Source organism: Legionella antarctica (assembly GCF_011764505.1).
GTDB lineage: Bacteria > Pseudomonadota > Gammaproteobacteria > Legionellales > Legionellaceae > Legionella > Legionella antarctica.
In genome coordinates this window covers 1,192,602-1,214,429 of the sequence record NZ_AP022839.1, presented here as the reverse complement: position 1 = coordinate 1,214,429, position 21,828 = coordinate 1,192,602, and the positions used below count along the sequence as shown (strand labels likewise).

Sequence of the window (21,828 nt, the reverse complement as noted above, 5' to 3'; positions counted from 1 at the left end):
TAGTTAAATTATAGATGCAGGATTTTACTGGAGCAAATTGAATTGGTTTAAATCAAAACTCCATTTGAGGAAACTTTATTTAGTTGTTGCTTACCATAGCTGCAAAATGTTTAAATTGGTAACTACAAATTCAAACAATCGATACTTCATGGTACATTTTCAGGAAATTACTTTAAAAACCTTTCTCAATGAATATTGGCAAAAAAAACCGCTGGTCATCCGCCAGGCTTTACCTGGTTTTATTAATCCTGTATCACCTGATGAACTGGCGGGACTCGCTCTTGAAGAAGAGGTAGAAAGTCGTATTGTCATTGAAACGTTACATAACAATCCGCAGTGGCACTTAAGGCGGGGGCCTTTTTCAGAGACTGATTTTAATAACTTACCTAAAACCAACTGGACGCTACTGGTTCAGGGCGTTGATCGAATCATTCCCGAAGTTAATGAATTGCTCAATCACTTTGATTTTATACCTCAATGGCGAATTGATGATGTAATGATCAGCTACGCTGCCCTGAATGGAAGTGTAGGGCCACATTATGACAACTACGATGTCTTTTTATTTCAAGCTAAAGGTCGACGCGAATGGTCCCTAACTTCGAAACAGTGTAACCCTGAGAACTGTATAAAAGATCTTGAGTTACGCATTATGAACGAATTTGCTGTAGAAGAACAATTCATCCTTGAAGAAGGTGACATGCTTTACCTGCCGCCCCACATAGGGCATTACGGTATTGGGTTATCTGAGGAATGCATGACCTATTCTTTTGGCTATAGAAGCTATCAAGGACAAGAGATATGGGACAGTTTAGGAGACTATTTATCGGAAAAAGAATTATTCCAAAAACTCTACCAGGATCCCGACTGGTCTCATTTAAATAATACTTCGGAAATAACAGAGCCCGCCTGGAGAAATGCTCAATCATTATTACAGTATTTGATAAACGATGAGCAGATCATGAAATCATGGTTTGGCTGTTTTGCAACTCGTCTTGACCAACAGGCAGAACAACAGTTACCAATTCCTTTGGAAGATGAGGATCAAATTGATTTATCCGGCTTTATAGAAGAGCTGCAAGCAGGATCTGATCTGGCCAGGGATGCATCCTGTCGTTTTGCATATCAGGTTGTCAATCAAAAAGCAGAGTATCAATTGTATATTAATGGTTGCCAATGGGATATTGAAAATGTGTCTCACGAATTAATTCACCTGCTAGCTAATAATCGGCTTTTGTTAAATCAGGAACTCAAGCCCTATTTAAATACTGAAAACAATCAATTATTTTTGTTTGAATTATGGAAACTCCAATGGTTACAGATGCCATAAGTTGAAATGCTGCCTGGACGCACGTGCCTCAACAGTCTTACTGGGGGCTAAGGCCAAGTTTTATTATTTAAGCTAAAGTCCGTGGATAAGTTTCGCTCTAGTTTATACTCTCATAAAACTTGACAAATTGAGCCTATTTACATCATAATGGCCTTTTGTTGAGTTTTCCCAATTATGCCTATTATTGAAAATTTTTCTAATTTCCTGGAGAGCGAAGTTCTTAAAACCCCCACCGGATATGATTATAAATTAGGCCTGTTCATAACACCTCAATCTCAGCGCGGACAAATATGTAAGCTAAACGCCTTGAGTGTCGTATTAAATGCTCTGCACAAAATACACGACATGCCCAAACCACCGCCACTAAGAAAAGATAAAAATCACCCTGATTCCCTGCGGCAACAAGCCAAAGAACGATATGGTTCAACGGTTGGCGAGATATACAGCGCAAAAACCTTAGCCCAAATTGCTGCTGATAATGGCTACGATCACTCATCGGTGGTCACAGCGAATAGTTTTACTGATTATAATTGGACTATCATTCGTTCCGTTAATTCAGGTGAAGCACCAATACTATTCTATGATATTGATTTAGAGGGTGAGCCTGCCAGAATGAAGAGTCATCGTGAGCATGCGGCAGTTGTAGTAGGATATTATGTAAATAAAAAGCAGGAATTGGGATTCATTGTTAGCCAGGGGGGTAATTACTATTGGGCAAAGGCAGAAGATATTTATTTATCTACTAATCAACTCAACCCTAATCGCGCATCTGAAGTTTTTTGGAAATTAGACAATGAATGGTATGATTTATACAATTTAAGATTTTCTCCCCAAACTTTATTTTCACAGCCAAGCGACCAAAGACTAGCACTCCCTTTACCGTTGGAAGATGGAGGCTTAAAAAATAAAGTATTAATCATTCACAATAAGCCCAAATTAGTACCAAAAAATTCATTTTGGTCTCCATCTCCACTTAAATTAAATTCTGATGAATCAACACGCCTCTTTTCCGAATGCCTTGATCGAGAGCATATTCCTTATCAGAACACCCCAGGTCAGTAATTGACACTGGTTATCTAACATACTTATTTGAACAATATTTTTTTCATATTGGCTAAATTTAAATTCATATAGTATATTTAAGATACATAGTGTGACAAGGATAGCTCATGAAAAAAATATTACTGATTATAGTTCTAGTTGGAGCATCATCATTCCTTAGCAGTTGTTGTGGCCGAGGTGGTAGTTGTGCTAATACCTGCGTTGACAGTTGTTGTGGTTGCAGTGGTGTTGGCAATTGGTATTAAAACGGCACATTAGTAGAAACCAGTAGAGTCCTATGAAAAAAAATAGTTTTCTTGGTGTGTCTGAAGAGGGGTTTCATAACATTGCTTATACCGAATGGGGAAGTTGGTCTCCTGAACTCCCCACGGTAATATGTGTTCATGGTTACACTCGAAATGGTCGCGACTTTGATGCCTTAGCTCATTATCTTGGGATTGGAGGTCGTCATATTTTTTGCCCTGACGTCGTTGGACGCGGGGATAGTTCTTGGTTTAAACAGGCGCATCATTATAATTTCAATCAATACGTAGCAGATATGAATGCTCTCATTGCAAGAACTCGCGCTCAGCAGATCGATTGGATCGGAACCTCTATGGGTGGCATAATTGGAATGATGTTAGCGTCATTACCACACTCCCCTGTTCGTCGGCTCATACTTAATGATGTTGGACCACAAATTCCACTGCAGGGTCTAAGAAAGCTTGCTAAGTATATAGGGAATGATCCTGAATTTAAAAGTATGGAAGAAGCGAAAAAGCATTTCAAGAAAAATTACAGTGAATTTGGCAAGTTAAGCGAAAAACAATGGGATGATTTTACCGCACATAGTGTTGAGAAACGAGCTGCTAAAGTATTTGTGGCAAAGGTTGATCCTGCCATTAGAAACCCTAAATCGACAATGCAAATTGTATCGGATTTTTTTCATCATCCTCAAAAAGCTCTTGAAGGGATCTTGTATGATATCGATCTTTGGTCTGTCTGGAGTAAAATCCGCTGTCCGGTTTTAGTAATTCATGGCGTTCACTCTGAATTACTGACACCTGAAATCATCAAAAAAATGCGCCGAACTCACACCCAAACTGAAGTATATGAAATCGCAGATGCCGGGCATGCTCCAGCCCTCCTGGAAGTCTCTGATCATGAAATCATTGACAGTTGGTTAAACTCTAAAAAATTAAGTTAATTTATTAGCCCAAAATATCAGTTTAGGACGAAGATTAATTTTATGGCCGAACAAGGTTATCAAAGCCCCAGCCAGCACAAAAACAACCCCTAAAGCGTGCCATGGTTTGAGTGTTTCACCTAAAAGTAATACCCCGAATACCACTACAAAAACTGGCTCTAAAACAGATAGAATAGATGCTTTTTCAGAACTGTCATGGGCCACGATTACTAGCCCACTAAAGGTCGGGTTTGGCCACGATTAATGGCCCACTCCATGGCCATCTCTGAGTCCCACTTTGAGTAGCAAATAAACAGTGTTAGTTTGGTCATTACCAATAACTAACGGATTTGTTATGAGATGAGGATTAAAACAATGGCAGAAATTAGAGAGGTGCTATATCAGCACAAAAAAGGGATGACTCAACGCAATATTGAAAAGTCTCTAAGCGTTTCACGAATGAGCATACGCAAGTACGTTTCAATGGCCAAGGATTTGGGTTATCAGGAGGATATTTCCAATGATGAGCTCGAAGTTATCGCTTTGCAGATACATAATAAAATCGTTAATACTACAGCCAACAACAGACCCAATAAATCAGAAAAAGAACTTGAGGCGCATCACGAAAAAATAGCATCACTCCTCACTGAGAAGTGGATTACCCATATGCAGATACACCGAATTTTAAGCGATAATGGTCTTGTTAGCAGTCGAAGAAGTCTTAGTCGTTATATTGAACGTCATTTCCCCTCGTTGCCTAAGGCTACGGTACATTTGTTAACAAAGCCTGGGCATGAAGCACAAGTTGACTATGCGTTTGTTGGGTTTATCAATAATAAAAAAACATACGCTTTTATTATGACGTTATCACATAGTCGGTATCGATATGTTGAGTTTGTACATTCTCAAAATCAGCAATCATGGGCGCAAAGCCATATCAATGCCTTTCATTTTTTTGGAGGCGTGCCCAACTGCATTCTTTTAGACAATTTGAAATCGGGAATTATTAAAGCACATATTTATGATCCAACGGTCAATGAAACCTATGCAGAGTTATCTCGCTTTTATGACTTTATAGCCGATCCGGCGAAGGCTCGAACGCCCGAGCACAAGGGGAAGGTTGAGCGTAGTGTTCAATTGGTAAAAGAACAGGTTATCGCGGGGATAACCTATGATGATTTGGCCTCGATGAACGCCTTTGCACGTGATTGGTGCGCTAATAAGGTATCGCACGTCATCTGCAGTACCACTGGTGAAAAGCCAATTGACGTATTTAAAAATGAAGAATTTAATTTATTAAACCCACTGCCAGCAGGCGCTTTTGATATGCCCATTTGGATGGATGCTCAAGTTCATCGTGACCATCATTTTGTTGTTGCTGGTAATTTTTATTCTGTGCCAACGATACATATCGGGACAAAGGTTAAAATTAGAGTTGGCTTGAAGACCGTTCAGGCCTATGTGAATCATGCTTTGATTAAGACCCATATTCGTAACTACGGGCGTGGACAGTGGGAAACGGATCCCAATGACTACCATAATTCTGCAAAGTATTACTTAGAAAATACTGCTGGCGTTTGTATTGAAGCGGCCAAAGCAATTGGTCAGGCAACGGAGGAAATGGTCACAAAGGTACTGGCTGAAGGCTCTAGAACGAGCTTAAGAAAAGCCCAGGCTATCATCCGCTTGGTTGAGGAATACGGTAATGAGCGCCTTGAAAATGCATGTTTACGCGCGATTTTATTTGATAATTATACTCATCAATCATTGAAAAAAATCCTCACGGAAGGCCTGGATAAAAAAGACACGAGAACATTCTCCACTAAGCGCTCGGCCAATCATGAGAACTTTGCCTATATTCGCGCAGCAAGTGATTACAGCTCAACGATGGAGGCTCATTATGAGTGATATCAATATGTTAGAGCTTGCAAAAAAACTACGTTTGACAGGGATCCCAGACACACTGCTAGCAAGAGTAGAACAGGCTCGCGCAGCGTCCCTCTCTTATGAAGAGTTGCTCTCAATGTTGTTTCAGGATGAGGATGAGGCTCGTCAACAAAAATTGCTTGCTGGGCGTGTAAGGCAAGCTCGATTTGAGGAGCCTCAGTGTTTTGAAAATTTTGAACTGGCTCGATATTCAACACAAGTCACACAAGCCATCCGCACCCTGATGACAGGGAAGTTTATCAAAGAAAAAAACCATGTCATCATCATGGGACCTGTTGGCACCGGAAAGACTCACCTGGCTCAAGCCCTGGGTCTAATGGCATGTCAACGACATAAAAAAGTCTGCTTTATAAGAGCGAATGAACTGTTAAATCAGTTCCACCAAGCAAGAGCGGATGAAACATGGACTGCGCTTTTTAAACGTTACTCACGATACGATGTGCTTATTTTAGATGACTTCGGGCTGAAAGCATTATCGCCAGAACAGTCCACTGATCTGTATGATTTAATAGCAGCTATCCATGTAAACTCTATGCTAATTATAACTACTAACCGTAAAATAGAAGGATGGATGGAGCTATTTTATGATCCGGTTATGGCAAACGCAGCATTAGATCGTATCGTAAATAAAGCTTATCGAATTGTTCTTGATGGGGAGTCATACAGGAAAAAATTTATACCGAAATTTAATTTAGTAGATGACAAGTGAGTTAAAAAAATTTACCCTAAGTGGGCTACTTTGAGTGGCCAGAGGGTGGGCTAGTAATCGTGACCCATGACAAGAACTAATATATTTCAAACTGTGCAACATCAATAAAATTGGCAATACAGTAGCAATCACCCCGATACCGAATAAATTAAGCCAGACCATGGCAGAAGTGGGCACGGTGAAGGTATTTCCAAAAAAAGCAACAAAAAAACTGGTTACCATACATCCCAAGGATACCATCAAGGTTGAAACGTTAGGAGAGAGTTTATTTTTTTTACTAAACATAAGATAACAGGCGTAAAAAAATGCTGAAGCAAGACCCAAAAAAATGCCCCATATATCAAAGGCTACTTCATGCATATCTACCATTAGCAGCATGCCTGTTAAAATAATTAAAATAGCTAAATAATAGACTTTAGGAATTGATTGACCATAAAAGAAATAATTTAATAGCATTATAATGACTGGATAGGTAAAAAATATAACCATTGAAAGGCCAGTTCCTAAATAGCCACTGGCAATAAAATAAAGCAATGTCGATATACCATAATAAAAAACGCCACTAATAAAAGCGTTAAACATCTGTCTATATGAATCTTTACGCTTCTTTAGTTGCGGAATAACAATTATCAAAATGAGCATGCTGGAAATAAAAAATCGCCAAAACAACATCGTACTGGCTGAAAGATGCCCATTCATGGCGCTTAGCCCGAAGTAACCAATAAAACCATACAGCAGTCCTGATATCACTGCATATAAAGAACCTAGTTGTTCTTGCGATTTCATGAGATGTTCGTCCAAAAAAAATATGTTGGGATTAAATTATGAAGGTCCAGACTATACTATTTTAAATCTAATAAGTACATTATTGAACACTTGGGGAGATAAATAAATTATAAAAATTGCTTACAGATAACTTTCAATTTTGGAGCAGATAGAAATGTTACCTTGTAACCTTATTTTCTGAATATTACTGCGAATAAGGTATTACAATGGGTATTCTTCTTATTAGGTTGCGTTTTTAAGAACGTAACGTTGGTGGATTAGCTTCTGGTTCGGATTCCGATTCAATTTTTTTGGTCCCAGTTATTTTTTCGCGAAGACTCTGGAAAGCATTTTTTATCGAATTAAATGCGTCGTTATTAGAAACTGAAGGGGTTGATCGCACTGGATTAATAATAGTGTAAAAATTTTGTGTTTCCTCGTGGCGCAATAAGGAATGACCGCTTTTCTTTACTAAGTTTCTGATGACTTTTATCGCATTCATGGAGCTATCTGCTTCAGATTCCATACTTGTCTTAATTACTTCGAGAATTTTTGACATAGTATTGCTTACCTTGATTTGACTTCCATACTCTGTATTATCAACTGTCACCCCACCTAAACCGGTTTTCCAGGTTGAATATAATATATGAGATTTGATGACTTCCAATAAATGTTTGGCATGTTCAGGAGTTGGATTATCTTTATATTTTTTATTCGCATCTATCAATATTAATTCCTTAAATTTTTCCTCTTTTTTGGTTTCAAATAAATAAGGGTTCTCATAAAGATAATGATAAACCTCGGAGGGTTTGTAGTGTTGGAATAAAGCCCCTATATTTTGAGGCAGGATGGAATCATCAGCATGTGATATCTCAACTATTGCTGCTTTAAGTTGAAAATAGCGCTTCGAGTTCTCTTCAGGAGAGTTACATTGGAGCGTACTATTATCTTCTTTTCCTTGTTCATTTACTTTATATTCCAGACAAGCATCTTTAGTTGCAACTAAGATTCGCTTATAATCCCCATTCTGATGTTGTAACGAACTCACCATGGGTTTATTAAGTTTTTTTCCGGTTAATGGATCGGGCATTACAGAATGATTTCTTGCTGTAACCCTGCCATAAATCTCATTTTTTCTCATTTCAGTTATCAGGTTTCTTCCAACATTTATGCCTGAACAAGCCACTAGAGAGATTCTAAAATCACTTGTTTTATCGCCTCGTAACTCTTTTGCTTTGTTTAAAATATTAACAATATGAGAAGTGGTTGTCGCCTTCCCTTCTCCGGAAGTAAGGCTTCTGGAGTGATTTTTTGATGAGTGTCCCATAATAATTAGATTGTCCGCATCTTTTATGTTGTCCGCTATGTCTTTTATATTTTTGTCATATTCTTTATACAGTGCTATTTCCTCAAGAACTTGATGATAGGGTGTTATTAGGGCAAGTTCATTAAAATATTTTTCTGGATTGTTTTGACATTTGTTATAAATTTCGCGACCAGGGGGTTCGAATACATCAATAATTGGTGTATTCGCAACTTTGGTATTGAATAGATTGGAAAGCGCTTTATAGACAAAAGTTACAAAAGCTCCACGAGCAGTATCTCTGGACTCTGCGGCATTTAATATGACTTGCTTTTTTCTACTCATAAATAAATCTAAATATTGATCGTGATGATTTATTATAGCTCATTTAGTTTATTTTAACGACTTTTTTGTTTTTTATCGAGGCAAACAATTGACAGTAAAATATACATAATGTACTATGCATCAACCCTGAATTTGAGTCTTTCCCATGTTTCGTCTCTTGATTGTTCTTTCATGTCTTCTCATAGCGAATCCAATTGCTTACGCTGGAACTGTCTCTTGTAATGAACATCAGTGTATTGCCGTAATTGATGCAGGAAGTACTGGTTCAAGAATACATGTGTATGCTTATGACATGGATGAAACCAATACTCCTGTTCATATTAATGAAGTATGGACAAAAAAAATCAAACCAGGTTTTGCCACTATTGAACCCAATTATGAGTCGATAGAAGCCTATCTTGTAACGTTACTATCAGGCGCTCCCAATCAGGATATTCCTGTTTATTTTTATGCTACAGCAGGCATGCGACTGTTGCCCGCCTCTAAACAAAAACTATATTATCAGGAACTTCAACGTTGGTTTTCTCAACAACACCAATGGCGCCTTATAGACGCTAAAACCATCACAGGTAACGAAGAAGCCTTATATGATTGGCTTTCCGTCAATTATCATTTGGATACTCTGAAATCAATCCAAAATAAATCCGTAGGGGTTATGGACATGGGTGGAGCGTCAGTACAAATTGTTTTTCCCATCCAGAAAAATGAAGAGATTAACAGCAACTCTCAAGTAGAACTGGATCTTTATGGACACCACGTCAACCTGTATGTCCACAGTTTTCTGGGATTGGGACAGACAGAAATGTCCCATCAATTTCTTAACTCTGTCTCATGCTTTGCCAACGACTACCCACTTCCAGATGGGGAGTCTGGACGAGGGAATGCTCCTTCATGCAAGCAGGAAGTATCATCGCTTATGAATGGCGTGCATGGAGTTAATAAAACCATACAACCTGTGCTTACAGCTAACCCCGTAGACACTTGGTTTGCTATAGGGGGCCTAACCAATCTGGCTGATAACAAATTATTTCATTTCGAAAATGGTGAGCTGACCAATCAAAATTTAATGCAACAAGCAGACAGCCAAATTTGTCATCAACAATGGGATAAGCTTAACTCTGAATTTCCCAACGATGATTATGTTTATGAGTATTGTCTTTTGTCCGCCTATTATTATGCATTAATGGTTGATGGTTACGGAATTTATCCAGAGCAAACCGTAAATTATGTTTCATCTGCTTTAAACCTGGATTGGACAAAAGGCGTGGTTTTACATCATTAGACATGGTGAACTAGAGTGTCTCGAGCTTAAACTCTTCAATTGTCAAAGCAGTTGGTTGCTTGTAAAAAGCACACAAAGCTGCTCGAAACTGATGGGCACGTTGTGGTAATCCATCTCGGCAGTATTGCAAAACCTGAGAATAAACCGCATTCTTAAACGCTAAAGTATCTGATTCCGCGCCATTTAGATTATCTATACTCACACGAAACTTATGCCCAGCCGCCATAGACAGTATCCACTCTATAGCCTGGGGTTTTACTTCGACTTGTTGGAACAATGCCTGTTGTTCTGCGGTACGCCCATCTGGCATGTACCAATATCCAAAATCAACCCGTTTTCTTCGCTCCTCACCCGCTATGAACCAATGGGAGCACTCATGCAAAGCACTGCTAAAAAAGCCATGCGCAAAAAATAGTGCGTTATAGCTGCATTCTCCCTCAGCAGGAAGATAGACTGGCTCATTATCACCTTTAACAAGTCGAGTATTATAGGTAGATGCAAAACAATTATTAAAAATGGTAATTAGATCCTGGTAATGATGCACTGGATAACTCAAAAATCATTTAATAAGCGCTTATTTTATATAAGTCTTAAACAAAATGCGATGTTAAAAGTAGGTGATAACACGTCTCATCTCTAGGGGTGCTTGCCTACGTTATATAGCTTGTAATCTTGCTCCAACGCCTCTTTTAATTCGCTTTCATTATCCATACCGATTTGATTTACTAAAGTTAAAACTTGTCTTATATGTACTGCTTTAGCTTTCACAGTAGTCATACAAATAACTTTATCATTATTTTCAGGCTGTTGACTGGCAAGTAACAGTTCTCTCTTAGAAATTTCATCAACAGACTCTGCTTGCGGCTTCTCTTCCGGTAAAAAATTTTTTTGCTTCACCAGACAACGCGTCACGTTATAATAAGTATTTAGTTCCTTATAAGTGAGCTTAACTTCAATTTGATTATCAGGATTATAAATGTCCATAGAAGGATTTCTCGACAGAGCAGGATCATGAAGTTTGGCAAATTGGTAATCTCCATTTTCCGCAGATGAACTCGAGAAAAAATGATTTAAAACAGAAACACAGACAACTACAGCCAATGCAGAAACAGCACCCACTAGCACAAGGAGCGGGAGAACTCCCAAGCCAGTCAATCCGATCATCAAACCAATTCCTGTCAGCGATACAAGGCCTAAAGTAAATGCTATCCAATGCCGCAAGATGAAGTAGAAAACGGGCCTTATTAAATAATTATAAGGAATTATTGTCGAATAATAGATGATGCTTCTGCCTACAGAATACAACCAAAAATTACGTATTCTTCGTTGGGTATTCTCTTTTTCAGCATCGACATAACTAAACTCCGTTTGCGCAAATCCAGCATAATTTAAAAAGTGATCACAAAAACTATTGGGGCCTTTTTTACCCTCGGGGGGAGTTACACGGACAATTTTCCAGTCTTTTTTCCATACGCCCAAAAGAGACACGGGATCATCAGCTTGCACCTGAACAACAACCTCGGGCTTTGTTTCTAATTGATCCCATTTATCATATTTGCTTTTGCGCCAGGAGTCGTGAAGTCCAGCTGGATTTAAAGCATCTACACGTTTAAGATGTTTCCCTTGGTGAATTGCAAGAAGCAGGCTTAAAGATCCCCCAAGGCTCACACCACAAACATGAACGTTATCATCTTGCCTTGATAGCCATTGCTTAATTCTTCCTATTCCACTTTTATATAATGATTTCCCTACTGTCTCAAACCCTTTCAAATCGGTCTTAATTTGCGGTAAGAAACCTTGCCCTGCAGGATATGTGGTTCCCATGAAAATTAACTGCGACGGGGCTTTATGATTTTTGATGGGTTGTAGCCCATAAGCAAAAACACGGTCTGTATCTTGTATAAAAAAACTTTTAAAACCTGTTGTAGGTGTCAATTCAATTGGCGTGATGTGGTATTCAACCAACACCCATTCATCATTTATATTTTGCGGGATCTTAATTGACTCATAAGGAGTTAAATCAGAATAGGGTAATAAACCAAGACAATTACTTAAGTAAAGCTGTACCTGCTCGTTTTGTTCAGTAGTTAATTTTTTTCCTTCCAATTGAGTAAATAATAACTCAAAGCCTTGTTGAAAAGCGAATCGTAGTTCTTTTAACAGTTCTGGAGAACGACAAACAAAAACCGCTTTAAAAACAGGCCAGGATAATAGTTGTGTCCAGGATTCAGCAGGCCACCCCATCATTAACAGACGAAGCGCATTACGTGCAATAATTGGAGCATGATTCGCTGGAGCAACAAGATCCAGCGATTCAAACTCTGAGTTAGCAACAAATTTTAAATCCAGTCCGCCCTTAAAAAAATCAGTCATTTGGTTTACAATACCGAGTTATCATTGTTCTTGCTGTAATGATTTAATCACCGCTGGCCGAGTCTGGACCCGAGCCATAAACTGCCCTAAATTTTCATATGCGGACAAATCGATTTTAAAATAATGAGCCCATCGTAACATCACAAATAAATAGGCGTCAGGTAAAGTAAAATCATCGCCCATAAGATATGAGTCTCTGGTCAAATGGTCATTAATATAGGCAAATCGGGTCATAATCACGGGAATTAACACTTGGGTTTTTACTTCTTCAGCGAGGGATGGATTAAAAAACATACCAATCGATTTATGCAGCTCTGTGGAGATATAGTTCAACCACTCCAGAGTATGATAACGCTTTAAATCTCCCAGGGGAGCTAAAAGTTTTTGATCAGGTGTTGTATCTGCCAGGTACTGGAGAACAACTTGATTTTCTGTAAGCACGTCCCCATTATCAAGTAGAATAGCGGGAACAGCTCCCTTGGCATTAATAGCCAGAAAATTATCACCACCTGCTGTTTTTTTGGTCTTTAGATTTACCTCCACGTCCTGAAAATCAAGATTCAATTCATTGAGGACAATACGTACTGCCAGGGAACATGCTGCTTTACAATAATAAAATTTCATACTGACTCCAGGTTAATTCAGTTATCCAATTGATCCTTTTTAAATTCCTATACCATGCACTAAATCTTTTTTTAAGGCAATCCTAATTCGGGGCACTCATTAAACTTTATTAGTTGAGGTGACAATGTTGTTCAATGCAATGGACTATCCTACATGTACCTGCTGAGCTTAAATTCGGGTCAAATGTACCTTATATTTTTTCTTATGGCACAATATTAATTACGTAATTGTGCTTGCTCAAGATCCTGTTCAATTTCAGTAACTAACTGAGTTGTTGCAGAGACTCGCGTAAAAAAATAATCCCAAAAATATTTTTTTCGGAGCACATTTAATGTTGATTTATTCTCTTCTTTCCAACTCTGAATACTAAAAAGTAACTGTGCTAAAGTGAGATCTTTTTGTGGACCAGTAATCTCTGTATATAACTCCTTAAGACTCCCAAATTTATTTTTGGTAAGTTCTGAATGAGGATCAACCAACAACAAATGCTCCATCCGCGTATACAATTTAGTCACGACACTCCTTTGCTCCACACTCAAATCCGGGTAAGCAATCGGTGGTGGAGGTAAAACATAGAAAGGTAGTTCAGAAGTAGGCTTACCAAAATCCAGGCGCGTTTGGTAAGGTAAATCGCTAACAAAATTGCTCGAAACTAATGAAGATACAGAGGCATGACGGGCTTCCTCAACCAGCTTTATGGCGCTATGGCGACAGGTGTTATTTAGCCTTATTTCACTAGTGTCCGCTATGATATCCTCTAGGTCTGTTCGTGGAGTAAATATTAGATCACTTGTAAGCATTAAAGTGATTTCACTTTGCTGTACTGTAACCGGTTTGTAACAGTTATAGGCGTTGTCATCAGTTTGCAAGCCTTCTAACAGCTGAATAAATTCCAGGTAGTGCTGGTAACTCAGATCATGGGCTTGATAACTGATAGGGACTTCTCCTTTAGTTTTTCTGAAAAGTTGCTCATCTATAATTTTAGCTGTTGAACTCGAAAAAAATGCATTAAATAACAATCTGCTTGAAGTAAAACACTTATTACTTTTGGATTCCCGGGGAACATCAAAGAACTTACCAACCCGGCAAAGCAAATGAGTTACTTGATTTTGATCATAAACACCCAGCATTAAAAAAGAATGAGCTCCTTGTTTGCAAATAGCAATAAAGAACTTTGATTTGTCTTTATTAATTGAAATCATTTTTTATGTCACTCATACAGGCAAATAATGGGAATTATAACAATAAAGCAAATAAAATCATCAAATTTATTTCAATTTGTAATTTGTTTATTCATCGCCATGATAAATTTTAAGTTACAATTTATTATAAATTAAAATTCGCGATTATTTTTTGCAACGTAATTCAGGATTGTGTTGCATAATTGCCTGATACAACTTTTGATTGGCTTCATGTATATGGTCTCCCATTGGTGATTTTGGATCACCCTCTCCAGCTTTACTGTTTAAAGCAACTACAGTTGTAATATCGTTACAAGGACTCCAAACATACGTTACGCGAAATCCCAGTGTACTTCCCTCATAAAACCAAAAAGCCTGTTTTAATTGCTTATTATAAATGGCTGCAACCCCTAATCCGAATCCCATGGGTTCTTTTTCGGTTACTGCCGGTATCGGTTTTCCTGTTTTTGTAGAAACCAACGACTCTAATTCAGCCAGTGCCCTTTCTCTGTACTCCGGTATAATTAAGCTTCCGTGATAAAGCAATTGTACCCATCGGGCAACATTATCCGTATTGGCAACAAGCGCACCTGCCGCACCTGCCCAGGTTAAATTATTAGTTATTGTATCTACAGATTTTTTATTTTTTTTATCATAAAAATACCCATGTATTTTTTTATCTGATATGGCTTTTTGCACTTGAGCACCATCAGGCCCTGCAGGATAATTGATATGGGTCCGCATGTCTGGAACAAAATTAAGGAAAAATAAGAGCTATTCATCCATCATTTATAGTTAAAAATTCACTCAAATTAACCTATTTAAACCTACTCAATACCGTATGAATAGTGATTGCTACTACGAATTGTCTTAGGTCATTTTACCACAACTCTATCAGAATGACTTATCCACAAGTCCACAGGTCAGGAGAGCTTCACTTTCTCGTATAGGCCTGTGGGCCTTGTGGGTAAGTCATGACGCTCTCATTTAGGGTTTATGGTCTTTTCCGGCCATAATACACCTCTGCGGGCGTTAAATAATTAAAGGACTGGTGAAGCCTTCGGTTATTATAATACTCAAAATACTCCGTTAAGGCCAGCTCAACCTCTTCAATTGTATCAAAATCATACCGGTAGATTTTTTCTTGCTTAACACTACGCCACAATCGCTCGATAAATATATTATCTAAATAACGTCCTCGCCCATCCATGCTGATAGAAATGTGGTGAGATTTTAGCGTATTTATCCAATCTTTTGAGGTAAATTGAGAACCCTGATCCGTGTTAAAGATCTCACAACGCGAATGCAGCAAAGCGTTTCTAAGCGCCTCAATACAAAATTCAGCCTCCATAGTAGGTGAAATAGCCCATCCAATCACATAACGACTATACCAGTCCATAATAGCTACTAAATACACATGCTTTCCTTTCATGCGGATGTAGGTGATATCTGCGGCCCAAACCTGATTTGGTTTGGTGATATCCACCTCTTTTAATAAATAAGGGAACACCTCATGCTCCTTATTGGGAACGCTTGTATTTGGCTTTGGGTAAACAGTCGATAACCCCATCATTTCCATCAACTTTTTTACTCGACGTTTACCAACAGGATAGCCTACTTCTTTTGACAGCCATCTTGCCCGCTTAATTTTACCTTCACATGGATACTGCAGATAGTGCTCATCAAGTAGCGCCATAAGCGCTTCATCTTCGACAGAAATGGGCTTGGCACTATAATAATAACTTGAAACAGGCAAGTCTAATAGCAAGCATTGTTCACGAATGGTGAGCTCGGCAAGAGGATCAATCATGACGCGCTTTTCATCCAGACTAAAGTTCATGCTTTTTTTTTAGCCAAGATAGCTGCGCTTGAAGTCGACCAATTTCTTGATATAATGCCTCAACAAGCTGCTCTTGGGACTTGGCTTCTTTTTCATTAGCCCCAGAGAATAAATCGTTAATGGCTTTGATGGCCGATTGCTTCCAAGTTTTTACCTGCGTTGCGTGAACACCGTATTCACTGGTAATTTGCGCTTGTGTGAGTTTCCCCTCAATCGCAGCTAGCGTTATTTTTGCCTTCTTGGCCGCCGTATAATAAGCTCGCTTTTTAGACATTTTATTCTCCTCTTTGTATTAAGAAGAATAGCTCTTAAAAAACCTTTTTTTGTGTCCAGAAAACCGCGCCTATATTAAATAGGTATCCTTCAAATGGTTTTGTTGATTTAGGATGCGCTGCTTTAATTGGCTTTCGTAAGTATCATTCGTTACTTTTTCAATTACCATCGCAGCAAGTATGTAATTGGAGTTGCAATATTCATACCGCTTGTTTTTATTAATCTTAAGGGGCTGATCAGGATGGGCGTAAGTCAATAACTCGTCATTGGTCCATTGACGACTCAAATCCGCCACTAATTCCTTTTCAAATTTTTCATCAGCAGAGTAATTGGGAATACCACTAGTCATATTCAATAACTGCCTTAAAGTAACCTCTTTCCATTGCGGGTATTGGGGTAGCCATTTACCCAAAGGATCATTCAAGGACAGTTTACCTTCGGCCTGAAGTTGTAAAAGCATCAGGGAAGTAAATGATTTGGTAATACTGCCAATATCAAACAAATTATCCGGTGTGATTAATTGGGTTAATGGCGAAACCCCTATAGTTCCTGCAACTACTGTTTTAATATTATTTGGGTCAATTTTCTTGTGGTGAGGAATCAAGACAGAGGCTGAAATAGCGGTAAATCCCTCTTGTTTACTGTAGGTTTTGTAGTACTCATTGACCACTTTCTGCAAATTTTGAGTTAATACACTATCAGCAGAATCAGAATGTACATAAGAAACTCGAGAACAGGATAAAGCGACTAAACTCAGGAAAAATAATTTTTTGTTAAACGTCATATTGCATCCAAAATCCTTCAGGATAATTATAAATAGACTTTTATGTTATCCTGAATCAAGCAACTATTACCACTACTTAATTCAGGGGTTTTTTAATCATAAAATGTAGCTTTATAAAAGCGTTGGGGCCTGGCCCAACATTGTAATTTCGTTCAACTAAATAGTCTTCGTTGGGCAAAGCGCATAACCGTCTGGTTAAGAAGTTTCGGCCATGTCTATCCTCGATCCATTCGGGCTGAGGAAGCGCTTTAGCGCTGTCTCGAAGCCTTCTGGTCTTGGCGTTGAGGCTTCGAGACAGCGTAAACGCCTCCTCAGCCCGAACGGCATATTCGTACGTTTTTTGATCGAGAAGATCTTGTGATAATCCAAAAATCTCTTAGCCTGACGGCTATGGGCCAAGACCCAACCTGCCTAAGCGAACAAGCTTATTGCGCACTAGCTCTGATTCTTATTTTCTCTAGTGCATTTTCGAGACGACTTAAGACTCTTTGTTTCCCCAATAAGAAAAGAGTCATATCTATTGCAGGAGACATGCTTGAACCAGTTACCGCTACACGCAACGGCTGAGCAATTTTACTCATGTTAATATCAAAGGAGGCACTCACTTCATTGATGCATTGTTGTATGGCTTCGTTTTGCCAATTATGAAGTTCTTGTAATCGCTCATAAAGGGCTGTTAATGGTTCTAGAATAACTGGACGTAAATGTTTTTTTACCGCATCGTCATCATATTCAATAGCATCGGTATAAAAATATTGGCTCATCTGACACATTTCATCCAAAGTCTTGCACCGTTCGGCCTGAGTAGCAACTAAATCCTTAAGTGCTGGCCCTTTACTCAGATCGATTCCCGCTTTTTCAAAGTGCCACTGTAAAGCCTTCGCGACCGACTCTGGCAAATCATTTTTTTGATAGTGCTGATTCAACCAGTATAATTTTTCGTAATTAAAACTTGAAACGCCTCGACTAACATGCTTCAAATCAAAACTTGCTATCATTTCCTCTATACTGAAAATTTCCTGATCCCCATGTGACCATCCCAACCGAACTAAATAATTTAACAAGGCGTGGGGTAAAATCCCTAACTCTTTAAATTGCAACACCCCAACCGCTCCATGCCTTTTTGATAAACGTTTACCGTCATCGCCTAAAATCATGGGCAAGTGAGCAAAAACAGGAATGGGGGCATTTAAAGCTTTAAATAAATTAATTTGTCTGGGCGTATTGTTGATGTGATCGTCTCCCCGAATCACATGTGTAATCTGCATATCCAAATCATCAATAACCACTGCGAAATTATAGGTTGGGTGACCATCGGAACGTACCAGTATCAAATCATCCAATTCGCAATTTTCTACATGAATATCACCATAGACCTCATCAAGGAAGGAAATTACCCCATTATCAGGATTTTTAAAACGAATAACATAAGGATTATTCGTTAAAGGCAGGTTTTTATTTCGACAACGACCATCATAACGAGGCTTTTCCTTAGCCGCCAACTGCTCTTCTCGCAAAGACTCCAGGCGTTCTTTACTGCATTCGCATCGATAAGCCTTACCTTCAGCCAGTAATTTCAATGCAACCTCATTGTATCTATCATAGCGATGGGTTTGGTAAAAAGGCCCTTCATCACTCTCCAGGCCCAACCAGGCCATTCCATCCAGAATTGCTTGGACAGACTCCTGAGTGGACCTTTCTCTATCAGTATCCTCTATACGAAGAATGAAGTGCCCTTTATGTCGTTTTGCATAAAGCCATGAAAATAAAGCAGTCCGCACCCCCCCCACATGTAGAAGTCCAGTGGGGCTTGGGGCAAATCGAGTTCTGACGGTCATAGTATCTTCCATTGTAAGGAATAAAATAATCGGGCTATAATAGCCCACTTTACCAGCAACGCAAAGATTCAACCGCTGAATTAAACACTGCAAATCCATCACTGTACCTGTTCGCACCCTGAATTGGCCGCAAGATTGAACCTTGTGCTTGAATAAAGCTCCTGTATTCGAAGCTTTTGCGATTGAAGATTGGGGTAATATCGCGATAAGATGGGATGTATAAAGGTATCGATTATGAATTTACAGTGCCTTAGCATAATCCAGGAGTTATCTTGAAAAGTATTGGTATAAAATATCAGCTCAGAATCACCACTCTTATTCCAGCTTTTCTAGTAGCCTTACTTTTTGCGGTCTTTTACAACGGCCAATTCGGTAAAGACTTAAAGCAGCATATGTCCCGTTTAGGTGAGGCTTACATTCGCCAGTTATTACCCGCGGCGCAATACGCCATGCTCCGCCATGACAGCCGAACCCTTCAAGGTTTAATAAATGCCTCAACCATTAATCCAGAAGTAAAAGCTTTAGCTTTTTATAATTCTAAGGGACAATTACTTGCTTATCGTGGTGGAAAACACTCCATACATAAACCGTTCAATCCGCCAGACTTCACAGGGGACTATATTGAGAGCCGACAGATCAACCCTTTCACCATTAATTTCATAGCCCCCATCACCATTCCCAAATTTAACCTCTACTCAAATACTTCCTTTATCAAAACGCTTAACCCTTCTGCTTTTCAGGCAGATGATATTTTAGGCTGGTTGTCTATTGATATAGACACCCAGTCCATGTTGATTAAACGATATCAAATGATGATAGTCACGATCTTCATTACCTTGTTCGGTTTGTTAATGGGATTAACTATCCATTATTTTCTATCCAAACAAATTTATGTACCTATTTCACGTTTACGGCGCAGTATGAAACAAATTCTGAGTAACGAATTCGAAACGGAAATAAGGATTTCAAGTAAAGGGGAGTTAGGTGTTATTGAAAGAGGTTGCGCCCACCTACAGAAACAATATTTAAGTACCATTCGCGATCTCAATCAACACATTGAAACAGCGACTGAAGACTTACAGCAAAGTCTTGAGCTTTTAGAAGAAAAAAATATTGAACTGTCACTGGATAAGAAAAAAAGTGAGGAAAAAAGTCGTCAGAAATCAGAGTTTATTGCCAATATGAGCCATGAAATTCGCACGCCTATGAATGGGGTTATCGGGTTTACGAATGTGTTGTTGGAAAGTAAATTGGACCCCCTGCAACTTGATTATGTTAAAACTATTAAATCATCCGCACAGGATCTATTGGGAATTATCAATGACATTCTGGATTTCTCCAAAATAGATGCAGGTAAATTACATCTTGATTGTATTCCGCTGGATATCCGCGGCTGTATTGATGAAGTATTGGCTCTTGCAAGCCCTAACGCACATAAAAAAGGAATAGATTTAATTCCCATCACTGAGGTCAATGTCCCTAAAACTGTTTTAGGCGACCCCTTTAGAATTAAACAAATAATTAGCAATCTTATAACCAACGCCGTAAAATTTACTGATCACGGATATGTTTTAATACGCACTAAAATCGAACAGGACACCGAAAAAGATTACACTCTGTGTATGAGCATTACTGATACGGGTATTGGTATTTCTCTTGAAGATCAAAATAAATTGTTTACTGCATTTAACCAGGCAGATACCAGTATTACTCGCCGCTACGGCGGATCAGGTTTGGGATTGGTCATATGCAAAAAACTTTGCGAGGAAATGCAGGGACGTTTGAACCTTACCAGTGAATTAAATAAAGGATCTACTTTCACAGCCCGTATTAAGGTTGAAAAGTTGATGGCTTATGAAATAGAAAAAAACCAGACCCATCGTTTCGCTCATTTGAAGATACTTTGTTTTGACGACAATTCCTTACATTTAGAAGCTTTATGTAATGGATTGGGGTATTGGGGAATAGAATGTGTTGCGGTGAACTCATTCAATAAACTCGCTAAAGCACTAAGTAAAAATAAAGTTTGTAAAATAGCCTTTATTAATGTGAATCAAGGCTGCGAGCAACAAGTTGCTGAACTGATGTCCCATTATAAACACCTGCCCTTTGTATTAATATCCAAGTGGCCTATCATCAACTACGCTGCCCTTGGAGCAAAAGGCTTTTTATACAAACCCATTAGTATTCAAAAATTACAAGACCTTATCGAGTCCATCAATACTGAAAATTTTTCTGAGAAAATAATCAATCATGAGTTAGATAGTTTAAGGGAGCAATTACGTTTTCTCCATCCTGAATTATTAATTGCTGAAGATAACCCTATTAATAAAATGCTCCTCAATTCTTTACTCAGTGATAATGCCAACGTCACCGCAGTGGACGATGGTGAAATGGCCGTAGACTCCTGCGAAGAAAAAAAATATGATCTTATTTTGTTGGATTTGCAAATGCCCAAGTTGAATGGGCTGGATGCCGCTCGGGTAATCCGTCAAAAATCTCTACTCAATAAACACTCTCCTATAGTACTCATCACTGCCAACAGCAGTGACCTCAGTACAGTAGATTTGAAAAAATCCGGGGTAGATTACTGCCTTCAAAAACCGATTGATGAAAAGCAGCTCTTAATTCAGCTATTACGTATCGTAGACAAAGCAAAGCATACCTCTATTGATTGGCAATTATGTGTTCAAAAAGTATCAGGAAATCAAACTCTTGCCGAAGAATTTCTTGCTAAATTTATAGAGGAGTTATACAAAAATCGTGAAGAGTTTGTTCATCTGATGAATAACAAGAATATTAAAGCGTTGGGTGATGCCGCTCATAAGCTCCATGGAGCCTGTTGTTTTTGTGGAGTACCTATATTACAAAAATCAGTAATGCAATTAGAAAAATTAGCGCGGTCCGTTACAGAAATTAAGGAATTATCGAGTATTTTTGCAGAGCTAATTCAGAATATTGACGCAGTAATCAGTGAATATGAAAAGCAATACGCAAGTAAAACTTAATA

General features: G+C 38.6%; 19 protein-coding genes. 7 read left to right on the top strand and 12 right to left on the bottom strand.

All coding sequences use genetic code 11. The features are described from left to right. The first annotated feature begins 148 nt into the window (after positions 1–148). The 3 genes from HRS36_RS05855 (at position 149) to HRS36_RS05845 (ending at position 3,575) form a co-directional block, all read left to right on the top strand. On the top strand, positions 149–1,327 hold the full coding sequence (locus tag HRS36_RS05855) for a cupin domain-containing protein (RefSeq protein ID WP_173238473.1): 1,179 nt from the start codon (positions 149–151) through the stop codon (positions 1,325–1,327). Positions 1,328–1,501: 174 nt separating this feature from the next. Beyond that, positions 1,502–2,389 (top strand): hypothetical protein, encoded by an 888-nt coding sequence (locus tag HRS36_RS05850; protein ID WP_173236579.1) that lies wholly within the window; start codon positions 1,502–1,504, stop codon positions 2,387–2,389. A 277-nt stretch (positions 2,390–2,666) separates the two neighbouring features. Further along, on the top strand, positions 2,667–3,575 hold the full coding sequence (locus HRS36_RS05845; RefSeq protein ID WP_173236578.1) for an alpha/beta fold hydrolase: 909 nt from the start codon (positions 2,667–2,669) through the stop codon (positions 3,573–3,575). Here HRS36_RS05845 and HRS36_RS05840 read toward each other — a convergent pair. Further along, entirely contained in the window at positions 3,567–3,779 is a 213-nt protein-coding gene (locus HRS36_RS05840) for an EamA family transporter (protein WP_267313936.1), read from the bottom strand. The genes HRS36_RS05845 and HRS36_RS05840 overlap by 9 nt on opposite strands. 135 nt (positions 3,780–3,914) lie before the next feature. Here HRS36_RS05840 and istA point away from each other — a divergent pair, with 135 nt between their 5' ends. Both istA and istB read left to right on the top strand, forming a co-directional pair. Continuing rightward, on the top strand, positions 3,915–5,462 hold the full coding sequence (gene istA / locus HRS36_RS05835) for an IS21 family transposase (RefSeq protein ID WP_173235442.1): 1,548 nt from the start codon (positions 3,915–3,917) through the stop codon (positions 5,460–5,462). Then, a complete protein-coding gene (gene istB, locus HRS36_RS05830) occupies positions 5,455–6,210 on the top strand; it encodes an IS21-like element helper ATPase IstB (protein ID WP_173235440.1) in 756 nt (251 codons plus the stop codon). Before istA ends, istB begins: the two co-directional genes overlap by 8 nt. On the opposite strand, the gene HRS36_RS05825 is transcribed toward istB, so the two are convergent. After that, the gene (locus HRS36_RS05825) at positions 6,193–6,996 is read right to left on the bottom strand and encodes a DMT family transporter (RefSeq protein WP_173236577.1); all 804 of its coding nucleotides are present in this window, start codon (positions 6,994–6,996) and stop codon (positions 6,193–6,195) included. The genes istB and HRS36_RS05825 overlap by 18 nt on opposite strands. Before the next feature lie 235 nt (positions 6,997–7,231). Then, a complete protein-coding gene (locus tag HRS36_RS05820) occupies positions 7,232–8,623 on the bottom strand; it encodes a hypothetical protein (protein WP_173236576.1) in 1,392 nt (463 codons plus the stop codon). A 145-nt stretch (positions 8,624–8,768) separates the two neighbouring features. Between HRS36_RS05820 and HRS36_RS05815 the strand changes: the two genes are divergently transcribed. Continuing rightward, positions 8,769–9,905 carry an acetate and sugar kinases/Hsc70/actin family protein gene (locus HRS36_RS05815; RefSeq protein WP_173236575.1) on the top strand — a complete coding sequence of 379 codons (1,137 nt, stop codon included), beginning with the start codon at positions 8,769–8,771 and terminating at the stop codon, positions 9,903–9,905. Between the two features lie 10 nt (positions 9,906–9,915). Here the strand turns inward: HRS36_RS05815 and HRS36_RS05810 are convergent, their stop codons facing one another. The 9 genes from HRS36_RS05810 to gltX form a co-directional block, all read right to left on the bottom strand. Next, positions 9,916–10,449, bottom strand: coding sequence for an elongation factor P hydroxylase (locus HRS36_RS05810; protein WP_173236574.1), 534 nt, complete (start codon positions 10,447–10,449; stop codon positions 9,916–9,918). 92 nt (positions 10,450–10,541) lie between these two features. Further along, positions 10,542–12,278 (bottom strand): hypothetical protein, encoded by a 1,737-nt coding sequence (locus HRS36_RS05805; protein WP_275941000.1) that lies wholly within the window; start codon positions 12,276–12,278, stop codon positions 10,542–10,544. A 21-nt stretch (positions 12,279–12,299) separates the two neighbouring features. Continuing rightward, complete coding sequence (gene gstA, locus HRS36_RS05800) at positions 12,300–12,902, bottom strand: glutathione transferase GstA (RefSeq protein ID WP_173236573.1); 603 nt, start codon at positions 12,900–12,902, stop codon at positions 12,300–12,302. A 215-nt stretch (positions 12,903–13,117) separates the two neighbouring features. Next, positions 13,118–14,104, bottom strand: a complete 987-nt coding sequence (locus tag HRS36_RS05795; RefSeq protein WP_173236572.1) for a hypothetical protein — start codon at positions 14,102–14,104, stop codon at positions 13,118–13,120. Positions 14,105–14,248: 144 nt separating this feature from the next. Beyond that, complete coding sequence (locus HRS36_RS05790; RefSeq protein ID WP_226905589.1) at positions 14,249–14,782, bottom strand: serine hydrolase; 534 nt, start codon at positions 14,780–14,782, stop codon at positions 14,249–14,251. Positions 14,783–15,077: 295 nt separating this feature from the next. Beyond that, a complete protein-coding gene (locus HRS36_RS05785) occupies positions 15,078–15,923 on the bottom strand; it encodes an IS3 family transposase (protein WP_173235473.1) in 846 nt (281 codons plus the stop codon). After that, complete coding sequence (locus HRS36_RS05780; protein ID WP_173235475.1) at positions 15,913–16,197, bottom strand: transposase; 285 nt, start codon at positions 16,195–16,197, stop codon at positions 15,913–15,915. Before HRS36_RS05780 ends, HRS36_RS05785 begins: the two co-directional genes overlap by 11 nt. 69 nt (positions 16,198–16,266) lie before the next feature. After that, on the bottom strand, positions 16,267–16,980 hold the full coding sequence (locus HRS36_RS05775) for a serine hydrolase domain-containing protein (protein WP_173236570.1): 714 nt from the start codon (positions 16,978–16,980) through the stop codon (positions 16,267–16,269). A gap of 425 nt (positions 16,981–17,405) precedes the next feature. Continuing rightward, positions 17,406–18,818, bottom strand: a complete 1,413-nt coding sequence (gene gltX, locus HRS36_RS05770) for a glutamate--tRNA ligase (RefSeq protein ID WP_173238471.1) — start codon at positions 18,816–18,818, stop codon at positions 17,406–17,408. 269 nt (positions 18,819–19,087) lie between these two features. Here gltX and letS point away from each other — a divergent pair, with 269 nt between their 5' ends. Beyond that, a complete protein-coding gene (gene letS / locus HRS36_RS05765; protein WP_173238470.1) occupies positions 19,088–21,826 on the top strand; it encodes a two-component system sensor histidine kinase LetS in 2,739 nt (912 codons plus the stop codon). Positions 21,827–21,828: the final 2 nt, after the last annotated feature.

What these genes read in the sequence shown, in the direction of transcription:
- HRS36_RS05820 (WP_173236576.1), bottom strand. Translation starts at nt 8,623, where the DNA reads ATGAGTAGAAAAAAGCAAGTCATATTAAATGCCGCAGAGTCCAGAGAT.
- gstA (WP_173236573.1), bottom strand. Translation starts at nt 12,902, where the DNA reads ATGAAATTTTATTATTGTAAAGCAGCATGTTCCCTGGCAGTACGTATT.
- HRS36_RS05855 (WP_173238473.1), top strand. Translation starts at nt 149, where the DNA reads ATGGTACATTTTCAGGAAATTACTTTAAAAACCTTTCTCAATGAATAT.
- HRS36_RS05785 (WP_173235473.1), bottom strand. Translation starts at nt 15,923, where the DNA reads ATGAACTTTAGTCTGGATGAAAAGCGCGTCATGATTGATCCTCTTGCC.
- HRS36_RS05845 (WP_173236578.1), top strand. Translation starts at nt 2,667, where the DNA reads ATGAAAAAAAATAGTTTTCTTGGTGTGTCTGAAGAGGGGTTTCATAAC.
- HRS36_RS05795 (WP_173236572.1), bottom strand. Translation starts at nt 14,104, where the DNA reads ATGATTTCAATTAATAAAGACAAATCAAAGTTCTTTATTGCTATTTGC.
- istB (WP_173235440.1), top strand. Translation starts at nt 5,455, where the DNA reads ATGAGTGATATCAATATGTTAGAGCTTGCAAAAAAACTACGTTTGACA.
- gltX (WP_173238471.1), bottom strand. Translation starts at nt 18,818, where the DNA reads ATGACCGTCAGAACTCGATTTGCCCCAAGCCCCACTGGACTTCTACAT.
- HRS36_RS05815 (WP_173236575.1), top strand. Translation starts at nt 8,769, where the DNA reads ATGTTTCGTCTCTTGATTGTTCTTTCATGTCTTCTCATAGCGAATCCA.
- HRS36_RS05775 (WP_173236570.1), bottom strand. Translation starts at nt 16,980, where the DNA reads ATGACGTTTAACAAAAAATTATTTTTCCTGAGTTTAGTCGCTTTATCC.
- HRS36_RS05825 (WP_173236577.1), bottom strand. Translation starts at nt 6,996, where the DNA reads ATGAAATCGCAAGAACAACTAGGTTCTTTATATGCAGTGATATCAGGA.
- HRS36_RS05850 (WP_173236579.1), top strand. Translation starts at nt 1,502, where the DNA reads ATGCCTATTATTGAAAATTTTTCTAATTTCCTGGAGAGCGAAGTTCTT.
- HRS36_RS05780 (WP_173235475.1), bottom strand. Translation starts at nt 16,197, where the DNA reads ATGTCTAAAAAGCGAGCTTATTATACGGCGGCCAAGAAGGCAAAAATA.
- HRS36_RS05805 (WP_275941000.1), bottom strand. Translation starts at nt 12,278, where the DNA reads ATGACTGATTTTTTTAAGGGCGGACTGGATTTAAAATTTGTTGCTAAC.
- istA (WP_173235442.1), top strand. Translation starts at nt 3,915, where the DNA reads ATGAGGATTAAAACAATGGCAGAAATTAGAGAGGTGCTATATCAGCAC.